General features: G+C 60.3%; 23 protein-coding genes, 1 tRNA gene and 1 riboswitch. Of the genes, 12 read left to right on the plus strand and 12 right to left on the minus strand.

Annotated elements, in window-relative coordinates; genetic code table 11:
- Positions 1-90 precede the first annotated feature (90 nt).
- Together ACR9WD_RS00085 and ACR9WD_RS00090 are read left to right on the plus strand one after the other, a co-directional pair.
- A complete protein-coding gene (locus tag ACR9WD_RS00085; protein ID WP_038992728.1) occupies positions 91-636 on the plus strand; it encodes a peptidylprolyl isomerase in 546 nt (181 codons plus the stop codon).
- Positions 637-868: 232 nt separating this feature from the next.
- Positions 869-1,594 (plus strand): rhomboid family intramembrane serine protease, encoded by a 726-nt coding sequence (locus ACR9WD_RS00090; protein ID WP_066142746.1) that lies wholly within the window; start codon positions 869-871, stop codon positions 1,592-1,594.
- 482 nt (positions 1,595-2,076) lie between these two features.
- Here ACR9WD_RS00090 and ACR9WD_RS00095 read toward each other — a convergent pair whose 3' ends face one another.
- On the minus strand, positions 2,077-2,679 hold the full coding sequence (locus tag ACR9WD_RS00095) for a LysE/ArgO family amino acid transporter (RefSeq protein WP_038992724.1): 603 nt from the start codon (positions 2,677-2,679) through the stop codon (positions 2,077-2,079).
- Positions 2,680-2,776: 97 nt separating this feature from the next.
- On the opposite strand from ACR9WD_RS00095, the gene ACR9WD_RS00100 reads away from it, so the two are divergent.
- Together ACR9WD_RS00100 and ACR9WD_RS00105 are read left to right on the plus strand one after the other, a co-directional pair.
- The gene (locus tag ACR9WD_RS00100) at positions 2,777-3,649 is read left to right on the plus strand and encodes an ArgP/LysG family DNA-binding transcriptional regulator (protein ID WP_434922458.1); all 873 of its coding nucleotides are present in this window, start codon (positions 2,777-2,779) and stop codon (positions 3,647-3,649) included.
- Between the two features lie 3 nt (positions 3,650-3,652).
- A riboswitch (guanidine-III (ykkC-III) riboswitch) is annotated at positions 3,653-3,720 on the plus strand.
- An 11-nt stretch (positions 3,721-3,731) separates the two neighbouring features.
- Entirely contained in the window at positions 3,732-4,049 is a 318-nt protein-coding gene (locus tag ACR9WD_RS00105) for a DMT family transporter (protein ID WP_038992722.1), read from the plus strand.
- Between the two features lie 62 nt (positions 4,050-4,111).
- Here the strand turns inward: ACR9WD_RS00105 and ACR9WD_RS00110 are convergent, their stop codons facing one another.
- Positions 4,112-4,369, minus strand: coding sequence for a cell division protein CrgA (locus tag ACR9WD_RS00110; protein WP_038992721.1), 258 nt, complete (start codon positions 4,367-4,369; stop codon positions 4,112-4,114).
- Positions 4,370-4,590: 221 nt separating this feature from the next.
- On the opposite strand from ACR9WD_RS00110, the gene ACR9WD_RS00115 reads away from it, so the two are divergent.
- Genes ACR9WD_RS00115 through ACR9WD_RS00125 form a run of 3 tightly spaced genes read left to right on the plus strand, consistent with a single transcriptional unit; the run spans position 4,591 to position 6,187 of the window.
- Positions 4,591-5,367 carry a class E sortase gene (locus tag ACR9WD_RS00115; protein ID WP_038992720.1) on the plus strand — a complete coding sequence of 259 codons (777 nt, stop codon included), beginning with the start codon at positions 4,591-4,593 and terminating at the stop codon, positions 5,365-5,367.
- A gap of 8 nt (positions 5,368-5,375) precedes the next feature.
- Positions 5,376-5,546 (plus strand): hypothetical protein, encoded by a 171-nt coding sequence (locus ACR9WD_RS00120; RefSeq protein WP_038992718.1) that lies wholly within the window; start codon positions 5,376-5,378, stop codon positions 5,544-5,546.
- Complete coding sequence (locus tag ACR9WD_RS00125; RefSeq protein ID WP_073707192.1) at positions 5,543-6,187, plus strand: anthranilate synthase component II; 645 nt, start codon at positions 5,543-5,545, stop codon at positions 6,185-6,187. The genes ACR9WD_RS00120 and ACR9WD_RS00125 overlap by 4 nt, the downstream gene beginning before the upstream one ends.
- Positions 6,188-6,204: 17 nt before the next feature.
- Here ACR9WD_RS00125 and pknB read toward each other — a convergent pair whose 3' ends face one another.
- The 7 genes from pknB to ACR9WD_RS00160 are packed head-to-tail and all read right to left on the minus strand — an operon-like array spanning position 6,205 to position 15,469.
- Positions 6,205-8,115: a Stk1 family PASTA domain-containing Ser/Thr kinase gene (pknB, locus tag ACR9WD_RS00130; protein WP_073707193.1), complete on the minus strand. Its 1,911-nt coding sequence runs from the start codon at positions 8,113-8,115 to the stop codon at positions 6,205-6,207.
- Positions 8,112-9,920, minus strand: coding sequence for a protein kinase domain-containing protein (locus ACR9WD_RS00135; RefSeq protein ID WP_038992714.1), 1,809 nt, complete (start codon positions 9,918-9,920; stop codon positions 8,112-8,114). Before ACR9WD_RS00135 ends, pknB begins: the two co-directional genes overlap by 4 nt.
- A complete protein-coding gene (locus ACR9WD_RS00140; protein ID WP_190264357.1) occupies positions 9,917-11,380 on the minus strand; it encodes a peptidoglycan D,D-transpeptidase FtsI family protein in 1,464 nt (487 codons plus the stop codon). Before ACR9WD_RS00140 ends, ACR9WD_RS00135 begins: the two co-directional genes overlap by 4 nt.
- Positions 11,377-12,774 carry an FtsW/RodA/SpoVE family cell cycle protein gene (locus ACR9WD_RS00145; RefSeq protein WP_434922459.1) on the minus strand — a complete coding sequence of 466 codons (1,398 nt, stop codon included), beginning with the start codon at positions 12,772-12,774 and terminating at the stop codon, positions 11,377-11,379. The genes ACR9WD_RS00140 and ACR9WD_RS00145 overlap by 4 nt, the downstream gene beginning before the upstream one ends.
- The gene (locus ACR9WD_RS00150; RefSeq protein ID WP_038992709.1) at positions 12,771-14,165 is read right to left on the minus strand and encodes a PP2C family protein-serine/threonine phosphatase; all 1,395 of its coding nucleotides are present in this window, start codon (positions 14,163-14,165) and stop codon (positions 12,771-12,773) included. Before ACR9WD_RS00150 ends, ACR9WD_RS00145 begins: the two co-directional genes overlap by 4 nt.
- A 3-nt stretch (positions 14,166-14,168) precedes the next feature.
- On the minus strand, positions 14,169-14,648 hold the full coding sequence (locus tag ACR9WD_RS00155; protein ID WP_038992707.1) for an FHA domain-containing protein FhaB/FipA: 480 nt from the start codon (positions 14,646-14,648) through the stop codon (positions 14,169-14,171).
- Positions 14,645-15,469 (minus strand): FhaA domain-containing protein, encoded by an 825-nt coding sequence (locus tag ACR9WD_RS00160; protein WP_038992705.1) that lies wholly within the window; start codon positions 15,467-15,469, stop codon positions 14,645-14,647. The genes ACR9WD_RS00155 and ACR9WD_RS00160 overlap by 4 nt, the downstream gene beginning before the upstream one ends.
- Before the next feature lie 283 nt (positions 15,470-15,752).
- Between ACR9WD_RS00160 and ACR9WD_RS00165 the strand changes: the two genes are divergently transcribed.
- Positions 15,753-15,836 (plus strand) — tRNA-Leu (locus tag ACR9WD_RS00165).
- An 85-nt stretch (positions 15,837-15,921) separates the two neighbouring features.
- Here the strand turns inward: ACR9WD_RS00165 and ACR9WD_RS00170 are convergent.
- Positions 15,922-16,377 (minus strand): DUF523 domain-containing protein, encoded by a 456-nt coding sequence (locus ACR9WD_RS00170; RefSeq protein WP_038992703.1) that lies wholly within the window; start codon positions 16,375-16,377, stop codon positions 15,922-15,924.
- Positions 16,378-16,455: 78 nt separating this feature from the next.
- Between ACR9WD_RS00170 and ACR9WD_RS00175 the strand changes: the two genes are divergently transcribed.
- Positions 16,456-16,992 carry a YdeI/OmpD-associated family protein gene (locus ACR9WD_RS00175; RefSeq protein WP_434922460.1) on the plus strand — a complete coding sequence of 179 codons (537 nt, stop codon included), beginning with the start codon at positions 16,456-16,458 and terminating at the stop codon, positions 16,990-16,992.
- Here ACR9WD_RS00175 and ACR9WD_RS00180 read toward each other — a convergent pair.
- Both ACR9WD_RS00180 and ACR9WD_RS00185 read right to left on the minus strand, forming a co-directional pair.
- Positions 16,966-17,148, minus strand: a complete 183-nt coding sequence (locus tag ACR9WD_RS00180; protein WP_434922461.1) for a hypothetical protein — start codon at positions 17,146-17,148, stop codon at positions 16,966-16,968. The two genes, ACR9WD_RS00175 and ACR9WD_RS00180, sit on opposite strands and share 27 nt — an antisense overlap.
- A gap of 3 nt (positions 17,149-17,151) precedes the next feature.
- Complete coding sequence (locus ACR9WD_RS00185; RefSeq protein ID WP_434922462.1) at positions 17,152-18,201, minus strand: LacI family DNA-binding transcriptional regulator; 1,050 nt, start codon at positions 18,199-18,201, stop codon at positions 17,152-17,154.
- 151 nt (positions 18,202-18,352) lie between these two features.
- Here ACR9WD_RS00185 and ACR9WD_RS00190 point away from each other — a divergent pair, with 151 nt between their 5' ends.
- From ACR9WD_RS00190 to ACR9WD_RS00200, 3 genes are all read left to right on the plus strand, one after another.
- Positions 18,353-19,324 (plus strand): nucleoside hydrolase, encoded by a 972-nt coding sequence (locus tag ACR9WD_RS00190; protein WP_073707199.1) that lies wholly within the window; start codon positions 18,353-18,355, stop codon positions 19,322-19,324.
- 86 nt (positions 19,325-19,410) lie between these two features.
- Entirely contained in the window at positions 19,411-20,109 is a 699-nt protein-coding gene (locus ACR9WD_RS00195; protein ID WP_073707200.1) for a dienelactone hydrolase family protein, read from the plus strand.
- Positions 20,110-20,164: 55 nt separating this feature from the next.
- Positions 20,165-20,596, plus strand: a complete 432-nt coding sequence (locus ACR9WD_RS00200) for a universal stress protein (RefSeq protein WP_073707201.1) — start codon at positions 20,165-20,167, stop codon at positions 20,594-20,596.
- The last annotated feature ends 18 nt before the right edge of the window (positions 20,597-20,614 follow it).

The raw sequence follows: 20,614 nt of genomic DNA on the forward strand, positions 1-20,614 counted from the left end.
GGACCAGCAGCCTGAAAGTCATCCAAATTTTCACTCAACGCGTACGTCAGTATTTAGCGGGTCGAGCATAGATCATGGAAGAATGAGGGCATGACCGCAAACGCAACTCATAAAGCCACGATTCACACTACTTTGGGCGATATCGTTGTCGAGCTCTTCGGCAACCACGCACCGAAGACCGTAAAGAACTTCGTTGGCCTGTCGACCGGTGAGCAGGAGTGGGTACACCCAGAATCCGGTGACAAGAAGTCCAACACCCCGCTGTACAGCGGAACCATCTTCCACCGCATCATTTCCGATTTCATGATTCAGGGTGGCGACCCACTGGGCCAGGGCTTCGGCGGCCCAGGCTACCAGTTCGATGATGAGATCCACCCAGAACTGAACTTCAACGAGCCTTACAAGCTGGCTATGGCCAATGCGGGTATCCGCATGGGTCGTGGAACTAACGGTTCGCAGTTCTTCATCACCACCGTTCCTACCACCTGGCTGCAGGGCAAGCACACCATCTTCGGTGAAGTTGTCGATGCAGATTCCCGCAAGGTCGTTGACGCATTGAACGCCGTTGCTACCGATGGCCGTGACAAGCCACTGGAAGACGTCGTCATCAACTCGGTCGACATCGAGACCCTGTAACAGCACAGGCGCACCACCACGAGGCTCCGGCGATTCCTAGCAGGCATTGCCGGGGCCTCGGGCATTTAATCCTTACTCCCCCAACGCAAGGCAGGTACCGATGTCCTTCGGACAGGTTTCCCCAGAGGGCCAAGCTGCTCCTACGTGCTTTCGGCATCCGCAGACGGTGTCCTATGTTTCGTGCAACCGCTGTGGGCGCTCGATCTGCCCGCAGTGCCAGGTCTCTGCACCCGTGGGTGTGCACTGTGTGGACTGCGTAGCGCAAGCCAATAAGAACCTGCCACAGCAGAAAACCCAGTTCGGTGGCCGGGCCCGCTCCGGCGCCCCTGTTGTCACGTACACGTTCATCGGCCTGAACGTGCTGGTGTATCTGCTGCAGTGGATCATCCCCGGATTCACTAATCAGCTTGTACTCGCCCCCGCTCTGGCTGCCTATGAGCCATGGCGCCTGATAACCAGCGCCTTTGCCCACTCCACGAGTTCCTTCCTGCACCTGGCCATGAACATGTACGGTGTCTACATCTTCGGGACGATGCTCGAGCCGCGAATGGGGCGGCTGCGCTTCACCTGGCTATACCTGCTCAGTGCCTTTGGCGGCTCACTGGGAGTTCTCCTGCTGAGCGATCCGCTCAGCGCCACGCTCGGAGCTTCAGGCGCATTGGCGGGACTATTCCTCGCGACTTTCGTCGTGTTCCGATCCAATAAGCAGGCACTTCGCTCCATGGGAATCATCCTTGCCTTGAATGTGGCTCTGGGCTTCGTGATTTCCGGTATCTCGTGGCAGGGACACCTGGGCGGCGCGATTTTGGGTATTCTCGGAGCCTGCTGCATCGTGCTTATCCCGAGAAGTAATCCACAACGTGCGCGAACGCAGATACTTTTGCTCACTGCCCTCTCGATTGCGTTGCTAGCCGCGGTCTACATTTCCACCGAAGCTGTGAAGTGGCCCTTGGGGTAATTCGAAAAAACGACGAACCGTTTATCCACACTGCTTATCCACACTGTTAATAACTTACAAGCGTGTAACTCTCTGCGCATAAAGGTTATTAACAGCTCTGCTCCCCCTTGATATCAAGGGTATTCGCCTTCAAGCACGCAATACTCACAGCTTTGTCCCCAACTGTGGATAACTTTTAAACAACCCCTGTAGATAGTGCATATACGAACCCCAAGTCTGTTAATAACTTTGGGTTCGAAAGTTTAAACGAATCTGGCAAATCGCGGCGCAAATGGCGAACCCAAGCCTTATCCACAATGGAAATCCACAGTGTTAATAACTTACAAGCATGTGATTTCACGCCTTGGAAGCGCACTTGACTTGGTAGCCTTGAAGAAATCCACTCAATATCCCCCATTTTTCCCCAGCTGTGGATAACTTTGTGAACAACTGTTCATTAAAGTTGTGCACAAAGACTGTGGATAAAAGTTCTAGCCTGTGGATTACTTGGTGAAGACTGGAAGGATCAGCATGCTCGCGAAGATGAGCATGACGAAACCGATGGCTATATCCAGTACTTGCCACGCTTTCGGCTTTGCGAAGAGCGGGGCCAGGAACCGCGCGCCATAGGCGAGTGCGAAGAACCAGGTAAAGCTGGCAAGGATGGCACCAATGGCGAAGTGAGGTGCGCCCGCGGCTTGGGAAGTGGCCATTGACCCCAGAAGCAGAACCGTATCGATATACACATGCGGGTTCAGCCAGGTGAGGGCCAAAGTCGTTCCGACGATTGAAGCGACCGATGTTGCGCCAGGCAGTGCAGAGACCTTCAGCGCTTCGGGCTTCAACGCCCGACGGAAAGCGAAAATCGCGTAGCTTGCCAAGAAGATGAAACCGCCAATTCGCGCAATCATCAATAGCCAAGGCGCTCGCTCGACCAGTGCTCCCATGCCACTGGCGCCGGCGGCAATCAATACTGCGTCTGACAACGAACACACCAGCGCAGTGATGAAAACATGTTCTTTCCGTATTCCTTGGCGCAAGACGAAAGCGTTTTGCGCACCAATGGCGATGATGAGGGACAAGCCCGTGGTGAAGCCGAAGAACAAGGGTCCAGAGAACATGTAAAAACTGTAAGAGAATCCTTAAACTGCGTCGAACTTAAGTTCCTGAATCTACATTAGAGTTCCTTATGTGAATATGGATGTGGAACAACTTGAAACCCTGCTGGCAGTTGTGGATGCGGGAAGTTTCGATGATGCCTCAATTGATCTGGGGATTACCGCCTCGGCGGTCAGCCAGCGCATCAAAGCGCTGGAGAATCGTTTGGGGGCAATTCTGCTAGTTCGCAGTCGACCGGTTGCTGCCACCGAGCAAGGAACCAAAGTACTGCGCTATGCGCGTCAGATGTCCTTGCTCAGTGCAGAGTTCTCAAACGAGATCGCCTCGGAGAAACCAGTCCAGATCGCGATCGGAGTCAACGCGGATTCGCTTTCCACATGGTTCGGTCCGGTATTCTCCGAGCTCGCCAAATTTGAGGACCTTTCCTGCGAAATTGTGCGAACGGATGAAAACAGGGGACTGGAGCTGCTTCGGACAGGCCGTGTCAGTGCAGTGGTCACGAATTCTGAAGAGAACATCCAGGGATGCATCAGCCAGAAGCTGGGGGCAATGCGCTACCGCGCGGCAGCGAAAGCTACGGTGGCCCAACGCCATGTACCCACCGGGAGCGCGGATGAACTGATTCGCACCCCTATGGTGGTCTTTGATCGCGAGGATCCTTTGCAGCACCTCATGCTCGAGCGGGCTGCCGGAGCCAAGGCGCGCCCGGCGGGACAGATCCACCATGTACCGGACTCCGTGCAATTTGTTGCGGCCATCGAAGCAGGGATGGGATGGGGGATGGTACCGGAGCCGCAGCTGCAGAAAGCCAAGGGGCTGCAGGTGCTCAACGAGCAATGGTTTATCGATGTGCCACTGTATTTTCAGCGCTGGGCGGTGGATTCGCCAATCCTCAGGCGGATAGGTGGCATATTGGTCACAGCCGCAAGACAGCATGACCTGCATTTGCTAGCCTGAGGTGGTCACCAGCAATAACTGCTTGGACCCGGACGAGGGAGCCGTACCCGGAACGCGACAAGACGGCCAGAAAGTATCTGGCATGCATTGGATAGTTTTGATCGTTTCCGGACTCTTTGAAGCCGTATGGGCCGTCGCTCTTGGCATGAGCGAGGGTTTCTCGAAACTCGTTCCGACCATCGTCTTCTTCGTTGGTCTGGTTATCTCCATGGGCGGACTGGCCTACGCAATGAAAGAGATCCCCGTGGGCACCGCGTATGCCGTTTGGGTGGGCATTGGCGCCTCGCTTGCCGTCATCTACTCGATGGCCACCGGGCAGGAAGCATTCAGCGTGCTGAAGATGGTCTTCATTCTCGGCCTCGTCGGCTGCATCATCGGATTGAAAGCTGTCAGCCACTAATAGCAACGGCCGCCATTAAACAGCTTCGCCGGTCCCTTTCATCAAGGGGACCGGCGATAGGCCTATTTCCAGCCTGTTGTCATGAAGAATCCGACCATGGCGATTCCGAAGCCGACGACGATGTTCCATCCGCCGATATTCGGAATCGGGTACAGGGTCTGCGAAACGTAATAAACGATGATCCACAGCAGGCCCAGAAGCATCAGTCCGAACATGACTGGCTTGTACCAGCCCGGCATCGGCTTATCGATGGCATGGGAGTTCTGGCGCGTCTCCTGCGGCTGTGAATTCTTCTTGCGTCGTGGCTTTGACTCCGGCACTCGAATGCTCCCTCGGCTTCATCTGCTTAATGTAGTAAATGTGGGTGACCTTCAGGTCTTCCCGGTAGGCTTGGGTGCAAGAATGCTGAGAACTGCTTAGTGCATTCCTACGTAGCTTCAATACTAGCCGTTACCCGCTGGAACTCTGGGTTTTGGCCAGCATCGGCCCACGTTAGTTGACCTGATTCGCGCATTTCTTTTGCCTAAGGAGCCAGACCGCCGTGAACCGAACCGCCACAGCGCAGGGTCGTCGCATGCAGCGTCGACAACCGTCGGCAGGGAACCGTATCGCCGGGTTCTTTGGTGAGCTGCTGATTACCCTTGGCATCCTGCTGATGCTCTACGTGGTGTGGGAACTGTGGTGGACGAACATCGACTCGGCACAGGCCCAGAAGGAAGTCACCGCAAATCTCGTGCAGGAACTCGGCGACGTGAAGGTGCCGGAAATCAATGAGGAAGAAGAAGAGGAGAAGGACTACGGTCCGGCTCCGGTCACGGAATTGGTTCCCGGAGAAACCTTCGGCATCATGTACTTCCCGCGCTTCGGCGCTAATGGTTCGCACCACCCGGTGACCTACGGTGTGGAAGACCACGTGATCGACAACCTCGGCATCGGGCATTATCCGACCACGCAGCAGCCGGGGGAGCTAGGCAACTTCGCTGTCGCGGCCCACCGCCAGACCCATGGCCAGGTCTTCTGGGACATCGACAAGCTGCAGGATGGCGACAAGATCTATCTGCAGACCGCCGAAGGGTATTACACCTATACCTGGTACGCCACCGAGATTGTGGCTCCCTCCAACGGAGATGTCCTGTTGCCCACCCCGCACCAGTGGGGAGTGGAGCCAACGAAGTCGATCCTGACCATGACCACCTGCCATCCGAAGTACTCGACCCAGCAACGCATGATCGCTTACTCGGAACTCACCGACTGGCGCCCCCTGGACGCGGGACCGCCGAAGGAAATCCGCGACATGGTCATTGACGCAACGAGCTAGGAGAAGAAATGTACGCCTGGATATTCAGAAACCTGCCCGGCCCTTTGTGGCTTCGTATTCTTGAAGCATTGATTCTCATTGCCGCGATCGTGCTATTACTGATGATGTACGTTTTTCCATGGCTGAACCAGTACATCAGCCCATTTACCGATTCAACGATTGGCCAGAGCACACCGTGAGCAGCACCAAGATCCTTGTGATCGACAATTACGACAGCTTTGTGTACACCCTCGTAGGCTACTTGCAGGAGCTGGGCGCGGAAACCGCCGTTTACCGCAACGACGATCTGAGCGTTGAGGAAGCGACCAAGCTGGCCGCAGACTACGACGGCGTGCTGATTTCCCCAGGGCCCGGAGAGCCTGCAGGAGCTGGCGTCAGCATCGATCTGATCAAGTGGTGCGGAGCGCAGCGCAAGCCGATGCTCGGCGTCTGCCTCGGGCACCAGGCGCTCGCCGAGGCCTATGGCGGAACGGTCACGCACGCGGAAGAGCTGATGCACGGGAAGACCTCGCTGGTCAACCACGAGAACCACCCGGTCTTCAACCAGGTAGCCAACCCGTTCACCGCAACGCGTTACCACTCCCTGGCAGCGGTCCGCGAGAGCATCCCGGCTGAGCTGGAGATCATTGCGGCGACCGCCGGTGGAGTCATCATGGGCTTGGCGCACCGCGAAGCGCCGCTGTGGGGCCTGCAGTACCATCCGGAGTCGGTGCTGACCGAACAGGGCTACCAGATGCTGGGGAACTGGCTGGAGTTCGTAGGACTGAAGGGCGCGGCCGAGAGGGCCGCTGCCCTGAGCCCGCTATTCAGCGGAGAATAACTGGCTGACGGCTAGTCTCAGTCCTTTTCCCGTGGTGGTCCGGTCCGGTCTGGCCGGCCATTCCCGTTGGGAGGAGCCGGGGAATCGCTGGTTGGCGAAGCATCCTCGGTTGGATCATCGGATTCGGATGGATCCGATGATTCGGACTCGCTAGACGATGGTTCTTCGGAAGGCTCGGGCGCTGGCGGTGCCTTGGCCACGGAAATCTTCACCAGGCTTCCCTGGGGCACGTCCTCGGAGGCTTCGGGGGACTGCTTGAACAGTGTTCCCTCGGCGTAGTCATCGGTTTCCACCTCAACGAACTGGACTTCCAGCCCGACATCATCTGCCGAGAGCTTTTCTTCAGCTTCCTCGCGGCTCATCTCGGTCACCACCGGAACGGTCACCATGCCGGTAGACAGGATCAAATCGACTTCGCTGCCGGCCTTCACCTTGGACCCCAGCTCAGGGCTGGTGCCGATGACCCAGTCGGTGGGAACCGTTGCAGAGTTCTCCCGGCTGACTTCGCCAACTTCCAGGCCTGCTTCGCGCAGGGCATCGCGGGCAGCTGTCTCGGACTGGTTCGCCAGATCCTCGGGAATCGTGCGCTGCTCTGAGCCGTCGGAGATGTACAGGGCGACCGTGGACTCCTTGGCGACCATGGATCCTGCTTCCGGATCGGTACGGGTCGCCTTGCCCTGTTCTACGTCATCGCTGAATTCGCGCTCTACACGCACCTGGAAGGTGTTATCGCGCAGCAATTCCCTTGCGTCGTCCTCGGACATTTCAAGGACCTCGGGTACTGCGATCGGGGCACGCTTTTCAGCTTCCGCCTGGATCGAGCGGATCACCAGGAAGCTGGCGATGCCCACGGCAATCAGGGCGATGACTGTCAGCAAGATGATCAGGCCGCGGTTGGACTTGTGCCGTGCAGGCGGTTCAGGTGCCTCGTCTTCCACGAAGACCGGGTGCTGGCTCGTTCGTGGCGCAGACTGCGCGATGAAGCCGGTTTCAGCCTCATGGTGGGTGCCGTAAATCGGCAAGGTGTAGGTGGATGGCTCCGGCTCGTCATCATGGAATTCGATGCCGTTCAGCGCATCCTCCAACGCCGAGGCGAAAGCTCCGGCGCTCTGGAACCGGTCGTCGCGTTCCTTGGAGAGGACCTTGGCGACAATTGGGTCGAAGATCGGGTCGACGCCGTGCTTGACCTCGCTTGGCGCCGAGGGAATCTCGCCAACGTGCTGGTAGGCGACCGACACCGGCGAATCGCCGGTAAATGGAGGCTGGTGGGTCACCAGCTCGTAGAACAGGCAGCCAACCGAGTAGATGTCCGAACGGAAATCGACCTGTTCGCCGCGGGCCTGCTCGGGCGAGAAATACTGGGCTGTCCCCACTACGGCAGCGGTCTGCGTCATGGTTGCCGACGTATCCAAGGCACGGGCAATGCCGAAATCCATCAGCTTCACGTGGCCGGAATCGGTCACCATCACATTGGCCGGCTTGATATCGCGGTGGACGACGTTGTTGTTGTGCGAATGATCCAGGGCATCGCAAACGCCGCGGGTGATGTGCACTGCCACGGAGCCATCGACATCGCCCGCAGCGATTACCTGCTTCAGGGTACGTCCGGTCACGTATTCCATCACCATGAATGGCAGGCGTTCACGGTTGTACTCGGTGGCGGGCAGCTCGCCGGTGTCGTACACGGCAACGATATTCGGGTGGCTCAGGCCAGCGACGGCCTTGGCCTCACGGCGGAATCTATTGACCACCATGGGGTTGCCGGCGGTATCCGGGCGCAGCACCTTGACCGCCACCTTGCGCGACAGCACGTGGTCGGTGGCGAGATACACATCCGCCATGCCGCCACGGCCAATCAGCGATTCGATCTCATAGCGGTCGTTGATCATTCGCGGCAAGCCAGGAGGCAAAGCTTCGACTTCACTCATGGCGCTTCGCTTTGCTCCGGCTCTGCGGCTTCTGGGGATTCAGATGCCGACTCGGTGGCGGACCCGGTTGGCTCGGTTTCTTCTGGACCCGTGGAAATATCCAGGGTGATCGTGGTGCCCGGCTCGACTTCGCTGCCGGCGGGAACGTCCTGCGCCAGCACGGTGCCGGCGACGGATGGGTCGGGGCGTTCCTCGCCCTTGGCCACGGCCAGTCCAGCGTCCTGGATGCGCTTCTGCGCGGCTTCGAAGCTCATGCCGGTCACCGATGGCACGCCAACGGTTTCAGGGGCCATGGCATAGGTCACCGAAACGGTTTCGCCTTGTGCAACACTGCCGGTAGGGTTCAGGGAAATCACTTCGCGCGGCTCGTACTCGCTGGTTTCTTGCGGGGTCGCGTCAACGACCAGGCCCTTGCCCTCGAGTTCCGCGGTCACAGTGTCGATATCCTGGCCGATCAGCGACGCCGGAACATCTACATAGGTGACGGTTTCACTGGGGGTCGGCGATGGGGAGTCGGAGGTCTCCGAGGCTTCGGTGGTTTCCTCGGTCGGCTCGGTCGATTCCTCGGTTGGAGACGAGGAATCGGACAGCTCGGTGCTCTGCGTCGGCGACGACGTCGGCTGGTTGTCATTGTCGCTGCTCATGGCAGGGATCAGCCATGCCAGCAAGGCGATCACCGCAGCCAGCGCGATGATCACGATCAGCGGGACCAGCCACGGGCTGCGCTTGGCGCCAGCCTCGCGAGCAGGATCCTGGGTATCCACGTCCTCGTCATCGAATCCGCCGGCAGCGGCGCTGGAACCGGAGAAGCCGCTGGCATTGCGGGCAGGTTCCACCACGGTGGGCATGGCATTGGTCATGGTCGGGGCGGAATCGGCCTGCGGCACCGCCTGGGTGGCATCGTCATCCATGTTGACCACTTGGGTCGCGTCGGTGGCGATACCGGTGGCCAGCATGCCGGGAACCGCCAAGGTAGCGGTATTGGTGTCGCCGGCGCGCAGCGCATCTGCGGCCTTCGCCAGTGCGGTTGCATCCTTCGGGCGTTCCGACGGGTTCTTGGCCAGCATCGACATGATCAGCTGGCGAACCGGGGCCGGGATGGTGTCGGGCAGGGCAGGGGGAGCGTCGTTGACCTGTGCCAGGGCAATGGCGATCTGCGATTCGCCGGTGAACGGACGCCGTCCTGCCAGGCACTCGTAGCCGATGACGCCCAAGGCGTAGATGTCGGAGCTGCCGGTGGCAATCTGGCCGGTGGCCTGTTCCGGAGCCAGGTACTGGGCGGTGCCCATGACCTGTCCGGTGGCGGTCAGCGGAACCTGGTCGGCAAGGCGGGCAATGCCGAAGTCGGTGATCTTGACGACGCCCGAAGGCATCACCAGGATGTTGCCCGGCTTCACATCGCGGTGCACCAGGCCGTGCTCGTGGGCTGCTGCTAGCGCGCGGGCGGTCTGCGCGATCAGCGAGAGTGTGCGGTCCACCTCGAGCTTGCGCTCTCGTTCAATGATGGTGGACAGCGGCGGGCCGGGAACGAGTTCCATCACCAGATAGGCGGATCCCTGTTCCTCGCCGTAGTCGAAGACGCCAGCGATGCCGGGGTGATTCAGCAGAGCGGTGTGGCGTGCTTCCACGCGGAAACGCGTCAGGAAGCTCTCGTTGTCGGTGTATTCCTCTTTGAGGATCTTGATCGCTACCAGACGTCCAAGGACCTGGTCTCGCGCCTTCCAAACTTCGCCCATGCCGCCGATCGCAATGCGATCGGTCAGCTTGTAACGACCGCCCAAGGTGGTGCCGGTTACTGGCCTCACTTGTTGAACACCGCCTCTAACATCGTCTTCATCAGTGCACCCGCCGTGTTGTGGCCGGTGTCGTAATCTACGTCTTGGATATTGACCGTGATGGCCACCTGCGGATCATCGGCCGGCGCGAAACCGGTCATCCAGGAATTCACCATGCGTGGTCCGCCTTCAGGTGAAGGCCGCTGTGCGGTGCCGGTCTTGGCGCGGAAATCCACGCCGGGAACGCGGGCGTTCATCGCTGTACCGCGCAGCACCGGGCCTTCCATCAGCTCGGTAAGCTGTTCGGCAACTTCCGGGGTGGTGGCCGTGGAGAACTTCTCCGGCTTCGGATCCTCGATCACCCGCAGATCCGGCGCAATGACCTTGTCGATCAAGTTCGGCTTCATGATCACGCCGTCGTTGGCGATGGCCATGGCAACCATGTTCATCTGCAGCGGAGTGGCTTTGTTGTTCCATTCACCGATGGCCATCTTTGCCATGTCTGCTTCAGATGCCTCGGCCGACGGGAACTCGCTCGGCACGACATTCTGCGGGATGCTCAGCTGCTGGCCGTAGCCGAAGCGCTCGGCCACCTCGGTGAAGGCATCCTTGCCGACGGTCTGGCTGATCTCGATGAACGGGGTGTTGCAGCTCTGGGCAAAGATGAACTCGAGCTTCGCGCGGGTGTCACGCGCGCAGATGCCCTCGCTGAAGTTGTTCAGCGGTGTATTCGTATGCGGATAATTCTTCGAGACCGGGTTGTCGATGGGGGTCTCCATATCGAACTTGCCGGATTCCAAAGCCGCGACGGTGCTGATGATCTTGAACGAGGAGCCAGGGGTTACCAGATCACTAATGGCCGGGTTCCGGTAGGGGCTCAGGCCATCGATGTTGCTGATTTCCTTCAGGTTCTCGGCCGCCTTGGCGGTCGAGTGCACCGCCAGCCGGTTCGTGTTATAGCTAGGCTTGGAAGCCATTGCCAGGATGTCGCCGGTCTTCGGATTGGTCACGATGATCGTGGCCTTCAGGCCCTCAGGGATCGCTTCGAAGGCAGTCTTCTGCAGCTGGCCGTCAATGGTCAGCTCGACCGAGGCGCCCTCGGAACGGGTGCCGGTGAACATGGCAGAGAGCCGGTCGAAGAGCAGATCCGAGCTCGTGCCGGTCAACCAGTCATTCAACTGCGATTCGAGCTGAGTGGTGCCGTTGGCCAGCGAATAGTAGCCAGTCAGGTGGGCGTAGGTTTCCGCGTCGTTGTACACGCGCTGGAATTCGAATTGGCCGTCATCGGTCGGTACCGATTCGGCAATCGGCTTGCCGTCAACCAGGATCGCCCCGCGGGGCAGGTCGAACTCGCGGTAGAGCTCACGCTTGTTCAGCGCATTCTCCGAGAGCGACTCGGCGTCGAAGAACTGGATATAGCTCAAACCGCCCAGGCAGATGACGAACAGGACGGTTAGCGCAACCCAAACGCGCTTGATTGCATGATTCACTTCTTCGTCACCGCCTTGGTGCTTGAGGTAAGGGTCGTGCTGGCAGATGCGAATTCATCGGTTGGTCCTACGCCGCCGGTCTTCGGGCGGCGCGAGTTGTGGGAGATCAATAGCAGCAGCGAGATGATGATCCAGTTCGCCAGCAGCGAGGAGCCGCCAGCTGCCATGAATGGCGTGGCCAGGCCGGTCAGCGGGATCAGCCGGGTAACGCCGCCGATGATCACGATGCACTGCAGGCCCAGGGTGAAGGCTAACCCGGCAGCCAGCAGCTTGCCGAAGCTATCGGCAGACCCCAGGGCGGCACGCAGGCCGCGGGAGATCAGCAGCATGTAGAGCAGGATGATCGCTGACACGCCGATCAGGCCGATTTCCTCCCCGAAGGAGGCAATGATCATGTCCGAGTTGGCCAGCGGCACCCGGTATGGCGAACCAGCGCCCAGGCCGGTGCCGAACAGGCCGCCGTCGGCCATGCCGAACAGGCCCTCGACGATCTGCATGCTGCCGCCTGTGGCCTGGTAGATCTCAGGGTCGAAGGCATTTAGCCACACGTCCAGGCGGCGGGTCACGTGGCCCATGGTCAGGCCCGCGACCACGCCGCCGGCGACAACCATCAAGGCGCCAATGAGCACCCAGGAGATCCGGGCAGTGGCCACATAGATCATCACGATGAACAGGCCGAAGAAGAGGATCGCGGAGCCGAGGTCGCGCTGCACCACGAGCACGCCGATGGACAGCAGCCAGGCAATCACCATCGGAGCCATGTCGCGCAGGCGAGGCAGCTGCAGCGGCCCGAATTTGCGTCCGGCCATCAGGATCAAGTCGCGGTTCGACGAGAGATACCCGGCGAAGAAGATCGACAGGGTGATCTTCGCGAGTTCGCCTGGCTGCAAGGAGAACATTCCCATGCGGATCCAGATCCGGGCGCCGTTAATGGTTACGCCGAGCCCTGGAATCAGCGGAAGCAAGAGCAGGACAATGGATGCCAGCAGGGCAATATAGGTGAAGCGCCGCAGTATCCGGTGATCTTTGATGGCCCAGAGGACTACCGATGCAATGACGATTGCAATGGCTGTCCACAGCAGCTGGCGAGCCGACTGCGAAGTTCCTTTTGCCAAGTCAATGCGGTGAATCATGGCTAGGCCAAGGGAGTTCAACGCAATCGTGATCGGAAGTATTACCGGGTCAGCATATTTTGCGAAGATGCGCAGCAGCACGTGGACCGTGAGGGACAGCCCCGCCAGGATGCTCATCTGCACGTAGAAATCGGTATTGTCGACGTCCTCGGTGGAGCTGCCGACAAGATAGAACGCGGCACCTCCGACGCACAGGGCAAGAAGCACCAGCAGCAGCTCGAGATTGCGCCGAGGCACCGGTGCGGTTTGCACTTCGGTCATTGCATTATCTCCTGGCAGTAGGCGGGCAGTTCGAGCTGGTTGGCGGAATCCGAGGATCCGGGAACGGTGACCGGGCAGTTCTGCTTCGCGGTGACCAGAAGTTCCTGGATGATCATCTGGGCATGCTGCTGGTTCTCGGCCGAGATGGTCGACTCAACGCGCTGGCGCGAATACTCCGGCAGGGCTTCCAGCGGCACCTTGCTGACGGTGTCGACTTCGGAGAGCGAGATCGGCCCAAGTTCTTGCGGGACGCCCTTGTAGATGGCGACCTTGCCATCGACGGCGCCCACGAAGTACTGGGTTTGGGTCCACATGTAGCCCCAGACGGCCAGGGCTACGACGAGGAAGGCCGTGAGGGTCAGCAGGATCGGCATCAGCCAGCGTCGATGCTGCACCGGAGCTTCCAGCGGATCGAGCACCTCGCCGGCAGCCGGGGAACGGTGGGTCAGCAAGGCTGCAGCGCGTCGTTCGCCGGTGTGCTGGGTAACCACCGGGATTTGCCCGGTCTGCGTTGCCAGCTGGGCTGCGCCCACCAGCAGGTGGGGGCGCTGGGAAATCTCATGGCGAAGCAGCGATGCGCTGGCTTCGACATCTCCTTCGGCGGCGATGGTGAGCTGGCCGGTATCCGGCGCGGGCTCCGGCTCGGCCGGCGCTTCGCCGTCAAGGGCGGAGTTCTCGATGACCTCGAACATCACCACGGTGACATTATCCGGCGCGCCATTCTTCAGCGTGATGGCAACCAGGTCGTTGACCGCTTCATCCATGTCGGCGGTGGTGCGGATAATCTGCTCGATCACCGGAACCGGCACCGCGTCGGTGAGTCCGTCGGAGCACAGCATCCAGCGTTCGCCCGGTTCTGCCGTGAATCTCTCGACATCCAGCTCGGGAGACGCGTCCGAGTCGCCGAGCACGCGCAAAAGCACATTCTTATGCGGGTGGACCTCGGCTTCGGCCGGCTTGATGCGGCCTTCGTCGACGAGCCGCTGGACAAAGGTGTGGTCCTTGCTGATCTGCTCGAACTCACCGTGCTTCAAGCGGTAGGCGCGGGAGTCGCCGATGTGCGCCATGTGCAAGGTGTCGCCCGAGAGCAGCAGGGAAGTGACGGTCGTGCCCATGCCCGACAGCTTCGGATTGGCGCCGACGAGTTCATTGAGCACCAGATTGGCGGCCTGGATTTCGTCCGGCAACGCATTCTGCGGATCCGCGGTGGCTTCGTGGTCCAGATGCACCAGATCGAGCACGGTAGAGGCCGAAGCGACGTCGCCGCCGACGTGTCCGCCCATGCCGTCGGCAAGGACCGCCAGGTACTCGCCGGCATAGGCCGAGTCGTCATTCTTCTTGCGCACCCGGCCAACGTCGGATTTCGCGGCAAATTTGAGTTTGAGGGCCATAGGCTAGGCCTTCAATTCCAGGACAGTCTTCCCGATGCGGATTCGCTGGCCGGGCTCCACTGCCTGGGCGCGTGAGAGCTGGTTGTCACCCACGAAGGTGCCGTTGGTTGAACCGAGATCCTCGATGAACCAGCGTGATCCCTGGGGGAATAGGCGGGCATGGCGTCCCGAAGCGTAGTCGTCATCGAGAACTACGGTGGCATCCTGGGCGCGGCCGAACATGATCGGCTGGCCGCGTAGCGGAATGCTGCTGCCAGCCAGCGGGCCCTCGACGACTTCCAATGAGGTGGCCGCCTTGCGCGCGGGGACTTCTGGTTCCGCCAGTTCCGGGTTCTTCTTCAGTTCACGAGCGCTGGGCTTGCCGGTGCGGGCCCGTGAACCGATAGCCAAGTCGCGGCGCATCGATCCGACAACGCTTAAAACGAGCAGCCAGATGAGGACCAAAAAGCCCAATCGGAACAGGCTTAGAACCAGATCGTTCACGCGCGGCCTCCGTTGTTCGAGGTAATCAGCCGGAAGACGATTTTCGTCTGTCCGATAGTAATGACCGAACCGTCAAATATACGGGTTTCTTCCGAAATCTTCTTGCCGTCCACGTAGGTTCCATTGGTTGAACCCAGATCGGTGACGACGAAACTGGTCTTGCCACGGGTTTCGACACGAGCGTGCTGCCGGGAAACGCCGGAGTCGTCCACCGGAATATCGGTGCTGGCCGAACGGCCCAGCACGATCGAGTGGTGATGCAGGGCGTACCTCTGACCGGCAACCTCAAGGATGGCCTGCTTCTGCACGGGCCTCTTGGGGATCTCTGCAATCGGACGCACCGTTGGGCGTGGCTGCGCGGTGGTTGGAGGGGTTGCTGATGGAGCTGCCGGTGCCGCTGGCGCGGATGCCCGCTCCTTGACCGGTGCCGAAGCCGCTGGGCGTGAGCTGGATTCCTTGACCGAGCTGGAGATTTCCATCTCACCGGGCTTGAAATCATCATTGGAGACGAAATGGATCATGATGTCGCCATGAACTGAATAGTCCTGGGTGGCGGCATGCTCGGCGGTGACCTTTGCCATTTCATTGACGACACCCTGGCCCCAGCCCTTGGCGGTGTTGTAGTCCTTGGTGCTCAGCGAGACTACGAAGTCATTGGCCGCAAGGCTGCGGCCTTCGCTAATCGGCATGATTCCGCGGTCCATGTCATTGCGTAGCGCGGTAGTCAGTTCGACTGGCTTTAGATCTGCGGTGCTGGTGCCACGAAAGAAGCTAGTGACGACCTTCTCTAAGCCGCGTTCGACATTGTCGAGAAAGCCCATTATTCGTGCTCCTTCCTTAGGGTCCATGGCTGGTTATTACGAGCCTGCGGTCATCCTTTCCGAGCTATGAACGCAGAACTTCATATTCGATCTTACTGTTTTCAGCTGTGCAAATGCCGAAAAATCCTTGAACGGCTCAAGTGCGTCAGTATCAACGATAAAGGCACTAAAAAGGTTTCCCATGTGTCGCTAGCCACAAATGGGGGTTTCGATTAGGTGAACGGAAAATGTGTGTGTAAGCTATTTCTTGTTGCAAAGAACGAAGGCAACGAAAACAGAATAAGCGCGAGTGGCGGAATTGGTAGACGCGCTGGCTTCAGGTGCCAGTGATCGCAAGGTCGTGGGGGTTCAAGTCCCCCCTCGCGCACAAATGGAAAATAACCCTTGATCTTCGGATCGAGGGTTATTTTCTTGATTAAAAGCGCAACTGAATCGTTATCTTCCAAGGTGTGTCAGCTTGCTGGAGATCCACTGACCTTGATGCCCCGGCGCTTCAGCAACGCAGCCAGCACCCCATCGCCTGCAACAAGTTTTCCGGAATGCGAGCCATCGTAGATGCTCCCGCAGCCGCAGGAAGGGCTGCGATCCTGCAAAATCGCTTCGGTGATGCCCTCGCGCTGGACCAAATCTGCGACCTTCTGGGCTCCAGCCACGAACTGCCGGCTGACATCCTCGCCGTTGACATCGAGAACGGCGGCCCGCCCTTCGAGCACGTCGTTGCCATCGCCGCCGGAAATCTCTGCTGGCGGGCGCGGGGTGCTCAGTTCGCCTAATTCCTCGGCGCAGGCAGCAACAGCATCTCCTCGTGCCACAGCTTCGACGATCGCCGGGTTGGCCTTGGCCTTGCCGTTATAGCGGCAAGGGATGCCAGCAAGGCAGGAACTGACGAGCACCGGGCGTTGGATCATGACAGCAGTCTAGCCACGTGGAAGCTGGATGCGGCTGTGCCATAGACTGCCCTTAAGCAACTGAAAGGGCTGATTCTGGTGCCAGCATCCAATGAAATCCTCGAACTGCAGGGAACTGTAGATCTGGTCAATGACCGGAAAATTCTCCGATTCGACCAGGAATCAAGCGACAAGTTGCCAAGCCGAGGACAGGTCGCGGTAGAACTTCTCCAGGCGCATGAGGGGCATACGGTCGTGATTGATCCCGACGGGCGCCGTGGCCACTGGCTGGCTCTCGATAGCCAGGGGATGCCGCAGCTATCGGCCGACGCAGGGGAGCAGGTGCAATTGGCGGCTCGCGTTGCCGGAACCTGGCCGGAAGCAAGGATCCCGCAGGACTTGGCCGGAGCCCTGGATGACGCCGATGATCTGGAAGAGGTGTGGGCGGGGCTCACCCCGATGGCCCGCTGGGAATGGGTCCGCTGGATCGAAGCGACCAAGAACCCTTCCACGCGTGAACGCCGAGTGGATGTCAGCATTTCCAAGCTGCGCGATGGCAAGCGCCGCCCGTGCTGCTTCGACTTGTCCTCGTGCACCGATCCCGGGGTGTCAAAGAGCGAAAAGCTCATCCAGTAGCGGAAGGCTTCGTGCGGCAGATTCGATGCCGGACCCCGGAGGGGGTGGCGGGCCGGTAAAGAGGCTGAGCACTCCGCTGGACATGACGATCAGGCCCAGGGCAACGAGCAGGGCGATGATTGCCGTGGCCTTGGCAGGCCATTTGCGCATGTTCATCGGTTAGCCTCCTGCGTTTTCCAGTGTCGATCCGCGGACAACCAGTGAACTTGGCAGCATGGTCTGCAGTGGATCAGGGGATTTCCCATCGAGCAGCGCACGCAGTTTCAGTGCGGCTTGGCGCCCGACTTCCTGGGCATTGAGTTCCACGGTGGTGATGGATGGGTTGGAAGTCGCCGAGTAGGGCAGATCGTCGAATCCGGCCACCGCAAGCTGCTGCGGGATGCTGAGGCCAAGCTGGCGGGAGGCATGCAGCACGCCGAACGCGTGGTTGTCGGTTGCGCATCCCAGCGCGGTTACGCCGGCTTCCCGCCACGTGGGCCAGTGCTGGCTGAAACCCGCCGAAGCCGCGGCGACGTCGATCATCGAGCTGGCGACAGAAGCAGGCAGGACCTCGATGCCGTATTCCTTGGCCGCTGCCAAGAACGCTTCGCGGCGCACGGCCAAGGTCTCGGTGCCGGTGCTCGCATCCAGGTAGGCGGCCCTGGTGTGTCCCTGTGCGGCGAAATGGGCTGCGACATCCCGCGCGCCCTGGGCGACATCCATATTCACTGCGGGAATCGCCGGATCGATGCCCGGGGCATCCAGGGCCACCAGGGGAAGGGTGCTGGAGATTTCTTCGAGGAAGTCCTGGCTCGGGGCATGGACCAGCAGCCCGGCCGGGCGAAGACCCATGATCTTCCTGGTCTCGCTGGCACTGGGGGAGACTCCGGCATCGGTGACCGAGAGCAGCAGCTGGTAGTCGCTGGCCAGGACCGAGCGCACGCCGGCGATGACCTTGGCGAAGAACGGGTTGGAGATGTCCGGGGCCACCAGGACGACCAGCGAGCTGACGCCCTTGGCCAGCGAGCTGCCGATGCTGTCGACGAAGTAGCCCAGCTCGCGAATCGACTCGCGCACGCGCTGTTCATTCGCGGCCGATACCCGGCCCGCTGATTTTCCGTTGGCAACAAGTGAGACCGTTGCGGTAGAAACGCCGGCGTGTTCGGCGACCATTGCTGCGGTGACGCGGCGCGGAGCGCGCGAGTTGCCGGACTTTTCACCATTCTTCATGGCTCCATCGTAGTCGGAATCGCGGTGCGCCACCGCTTTTAGTTAAGCGCTTGACGAAAGTGCGCGGGCGCGAAAGAATTATCAATGGATGACTATCCGCCCTCCACGACTTAGCTGCCGGCCGTCAGCCGGCAGAGCGAAAGAAGAATCCATGACCCAGGACAGCAATGCCCCGCGCAAGATCATTTTGGACTGCGACCCGGGCCATGACGACGCCGTGGCAATGATTCTTGCCCATGGCAATCCAAAAATCGAGCTGCTGGCGGTGACCACCGTGGCCGGCAACCAGACCCTGGACAAGGTCACTGCCAACGCGCTGGCCGTCGGCACCATCGCCGGGATCACCGGCATTCCCTTCGCGGCAGGCTGCGCCCGCCCGCTGGTGCGCGAGGTGGAAACCGCCGGAGAGGTCCACGGGGATTCCGGGATGGACGGACCAGCGCAGCCGGAATCGAGCATCGAGCTTGATGAACGCCACGCAGTGGACGTCATCATCGATCTGGTGATGAGCCATGAACCCGGTGAAATCACCCTGGTGCCCACCGGCGCCTTGACCAATATCGCCTTGGCCGCCCGGAAGGAACCGCGCATCGTCGAACGCGTGCGCGAAGTGGTGCTGATGGGCGGCGGCTACCACACCGGCAACTGGTCGGCGGTGGCTGAATTCAATATCAAGATCGACCCCGAGGCAGCGCACATCGTCTTCAACGAGGCCTGGCCGGTGGTCATGGTCGGCTTGGACCTGACCCACCAGGCGCTGGCCACCACCGAGGTGGTCGAGCGCATCGAGAAGATCGGCACCGGGCCATCGACCTTCGTGCGCGAGCTGATGGACTTCTTCGCCCAGGCCTACCGCGACCACCAGGGCTTCGACGCGCCGCCGGTGCATGACCCGTGCGCCGTGGCCTACGTGATCGACCCGGATGTGGTGCGTACCGTCAAGGCGCCGGTGAGCGTCGAGCTGCGTGGCGAGCTGACCTTGGGAATGACAGTCACGGACTTCCGTGCGCCGGCTTCCGCCGACTGCAATACCTCGGTGGCAGTGGACCTGGACCACGAAGGCTTCTGGAATCTGGTGGTAGACGCGCTGGAATGTATCGGAGAGGTCACGCTCGGAAAATAGAACGACTTTGCGCAATGTGGGGCAGGTCAATGCCAATCGCGCCTAGACCTGCATAAACTGGAGGGAATCGCAGAACAGGAGGCGCCATGGCGGAAAAAACCCCGCACCAGAACGTGACTTTCCCTTCTTCAGGTACGCAAGCGCACGGCTATCTCGCATTGCCCGAGTCCGGCAAGGGCCCCGGAGTGATTGTGATCCAGGAATGGTGGGGGCTGACCGACCATATCCGCGATGTGGCAGACCGGCTGGCGGCGCAGGGTTTCGTGGCGCTGGCCCCGGACCTCTATGGCGGCTGGATCACGCATGACGGCGAGGAAGCCGGGCAGATGATGTCCGAGCTTCCGGAAGCCGTTGGCGCCCAGCTGCTGGGCGGTGCAGTGGACTACCTGCTGGCCAATGAGCATGTCACCAGCCAGAAGCTTGGCGTCATCGGCTTCTGCATGGGTGGCGGATTCGTGCTGCAGATGGCAGCCCAGCAGGGCGATAGGATTGCCGCGGCCGTGCCTTTCTACGGCATCGGCCAGGGCGTACCCAACAATTTTTCCGGTGTCCGCGCCGCCATCCAGGGACATTACGCGAACCTGGACCAGATGTATCCGCCAGAGCAGGCCAAGGCCCAGGAAGAGCAGATCCGCCGGGAATCAGGCGCGGAAGTCCAGTACTTCTACTACGACGCCAATCATGCGTTCCACAACGACGAGAATCCCGCCGGCAACTACGATCCCGAGCGGGCGGCCATCGCATGGCAGCGCGCCGTGGACTTTTTGCAAGCAAAAGTGGCCTGAAGGCCATAAAGTGTTACCCATCACTTAAAGCATCACTCATATGAAGGAGAACAATATGTCTGAAACCATCATCGTAGGCGTCGACGGTTCCGAAACCGCACAGCGCGCTGCCCGCCGCGCCGCAGAACTCGCCGTCAAGCTGGACGCTGACCTGGTGGTCATCACCGCTCACGCATCGGATAACACCGAGGTCGTTTCCATCGGTTCCGATACCTGGATCCTGGACGACGCAGAGCAGGCCCGCAAGCTCGCACAGCGCGTGGCCAACGACGTGAAGAACGCCGTTCCAGGCGTGAAGGTCACCGCTGCAGCCGGCCACGGCAAGCCAGGCGACGTGCTGATCTCAGACGCCGAGGACCGCAAGGCTTCGATGATCGTCGTCGGCAACGTCGGCATGAAGGGCCTGGGCCGCGTGCTCGGTTCCGTTGCTTCCTCGGTAGCCCACTCGGCACCATGCGACGTGCTGGTCGTGAAGACCGACAAGTAGGCCTCCAAGCTTGCGCAA

Origin of the sequence: Glutamicibacter sp. PAEs-4 (assembly GCF_051161755.1) — a bacterium.
GTDB lineage: Bacteria > Actinomycetota > Actinomycetes > Actinomycetales > Micrococcaceae > Glutamicibacter > Glutamicibacter nicotianae.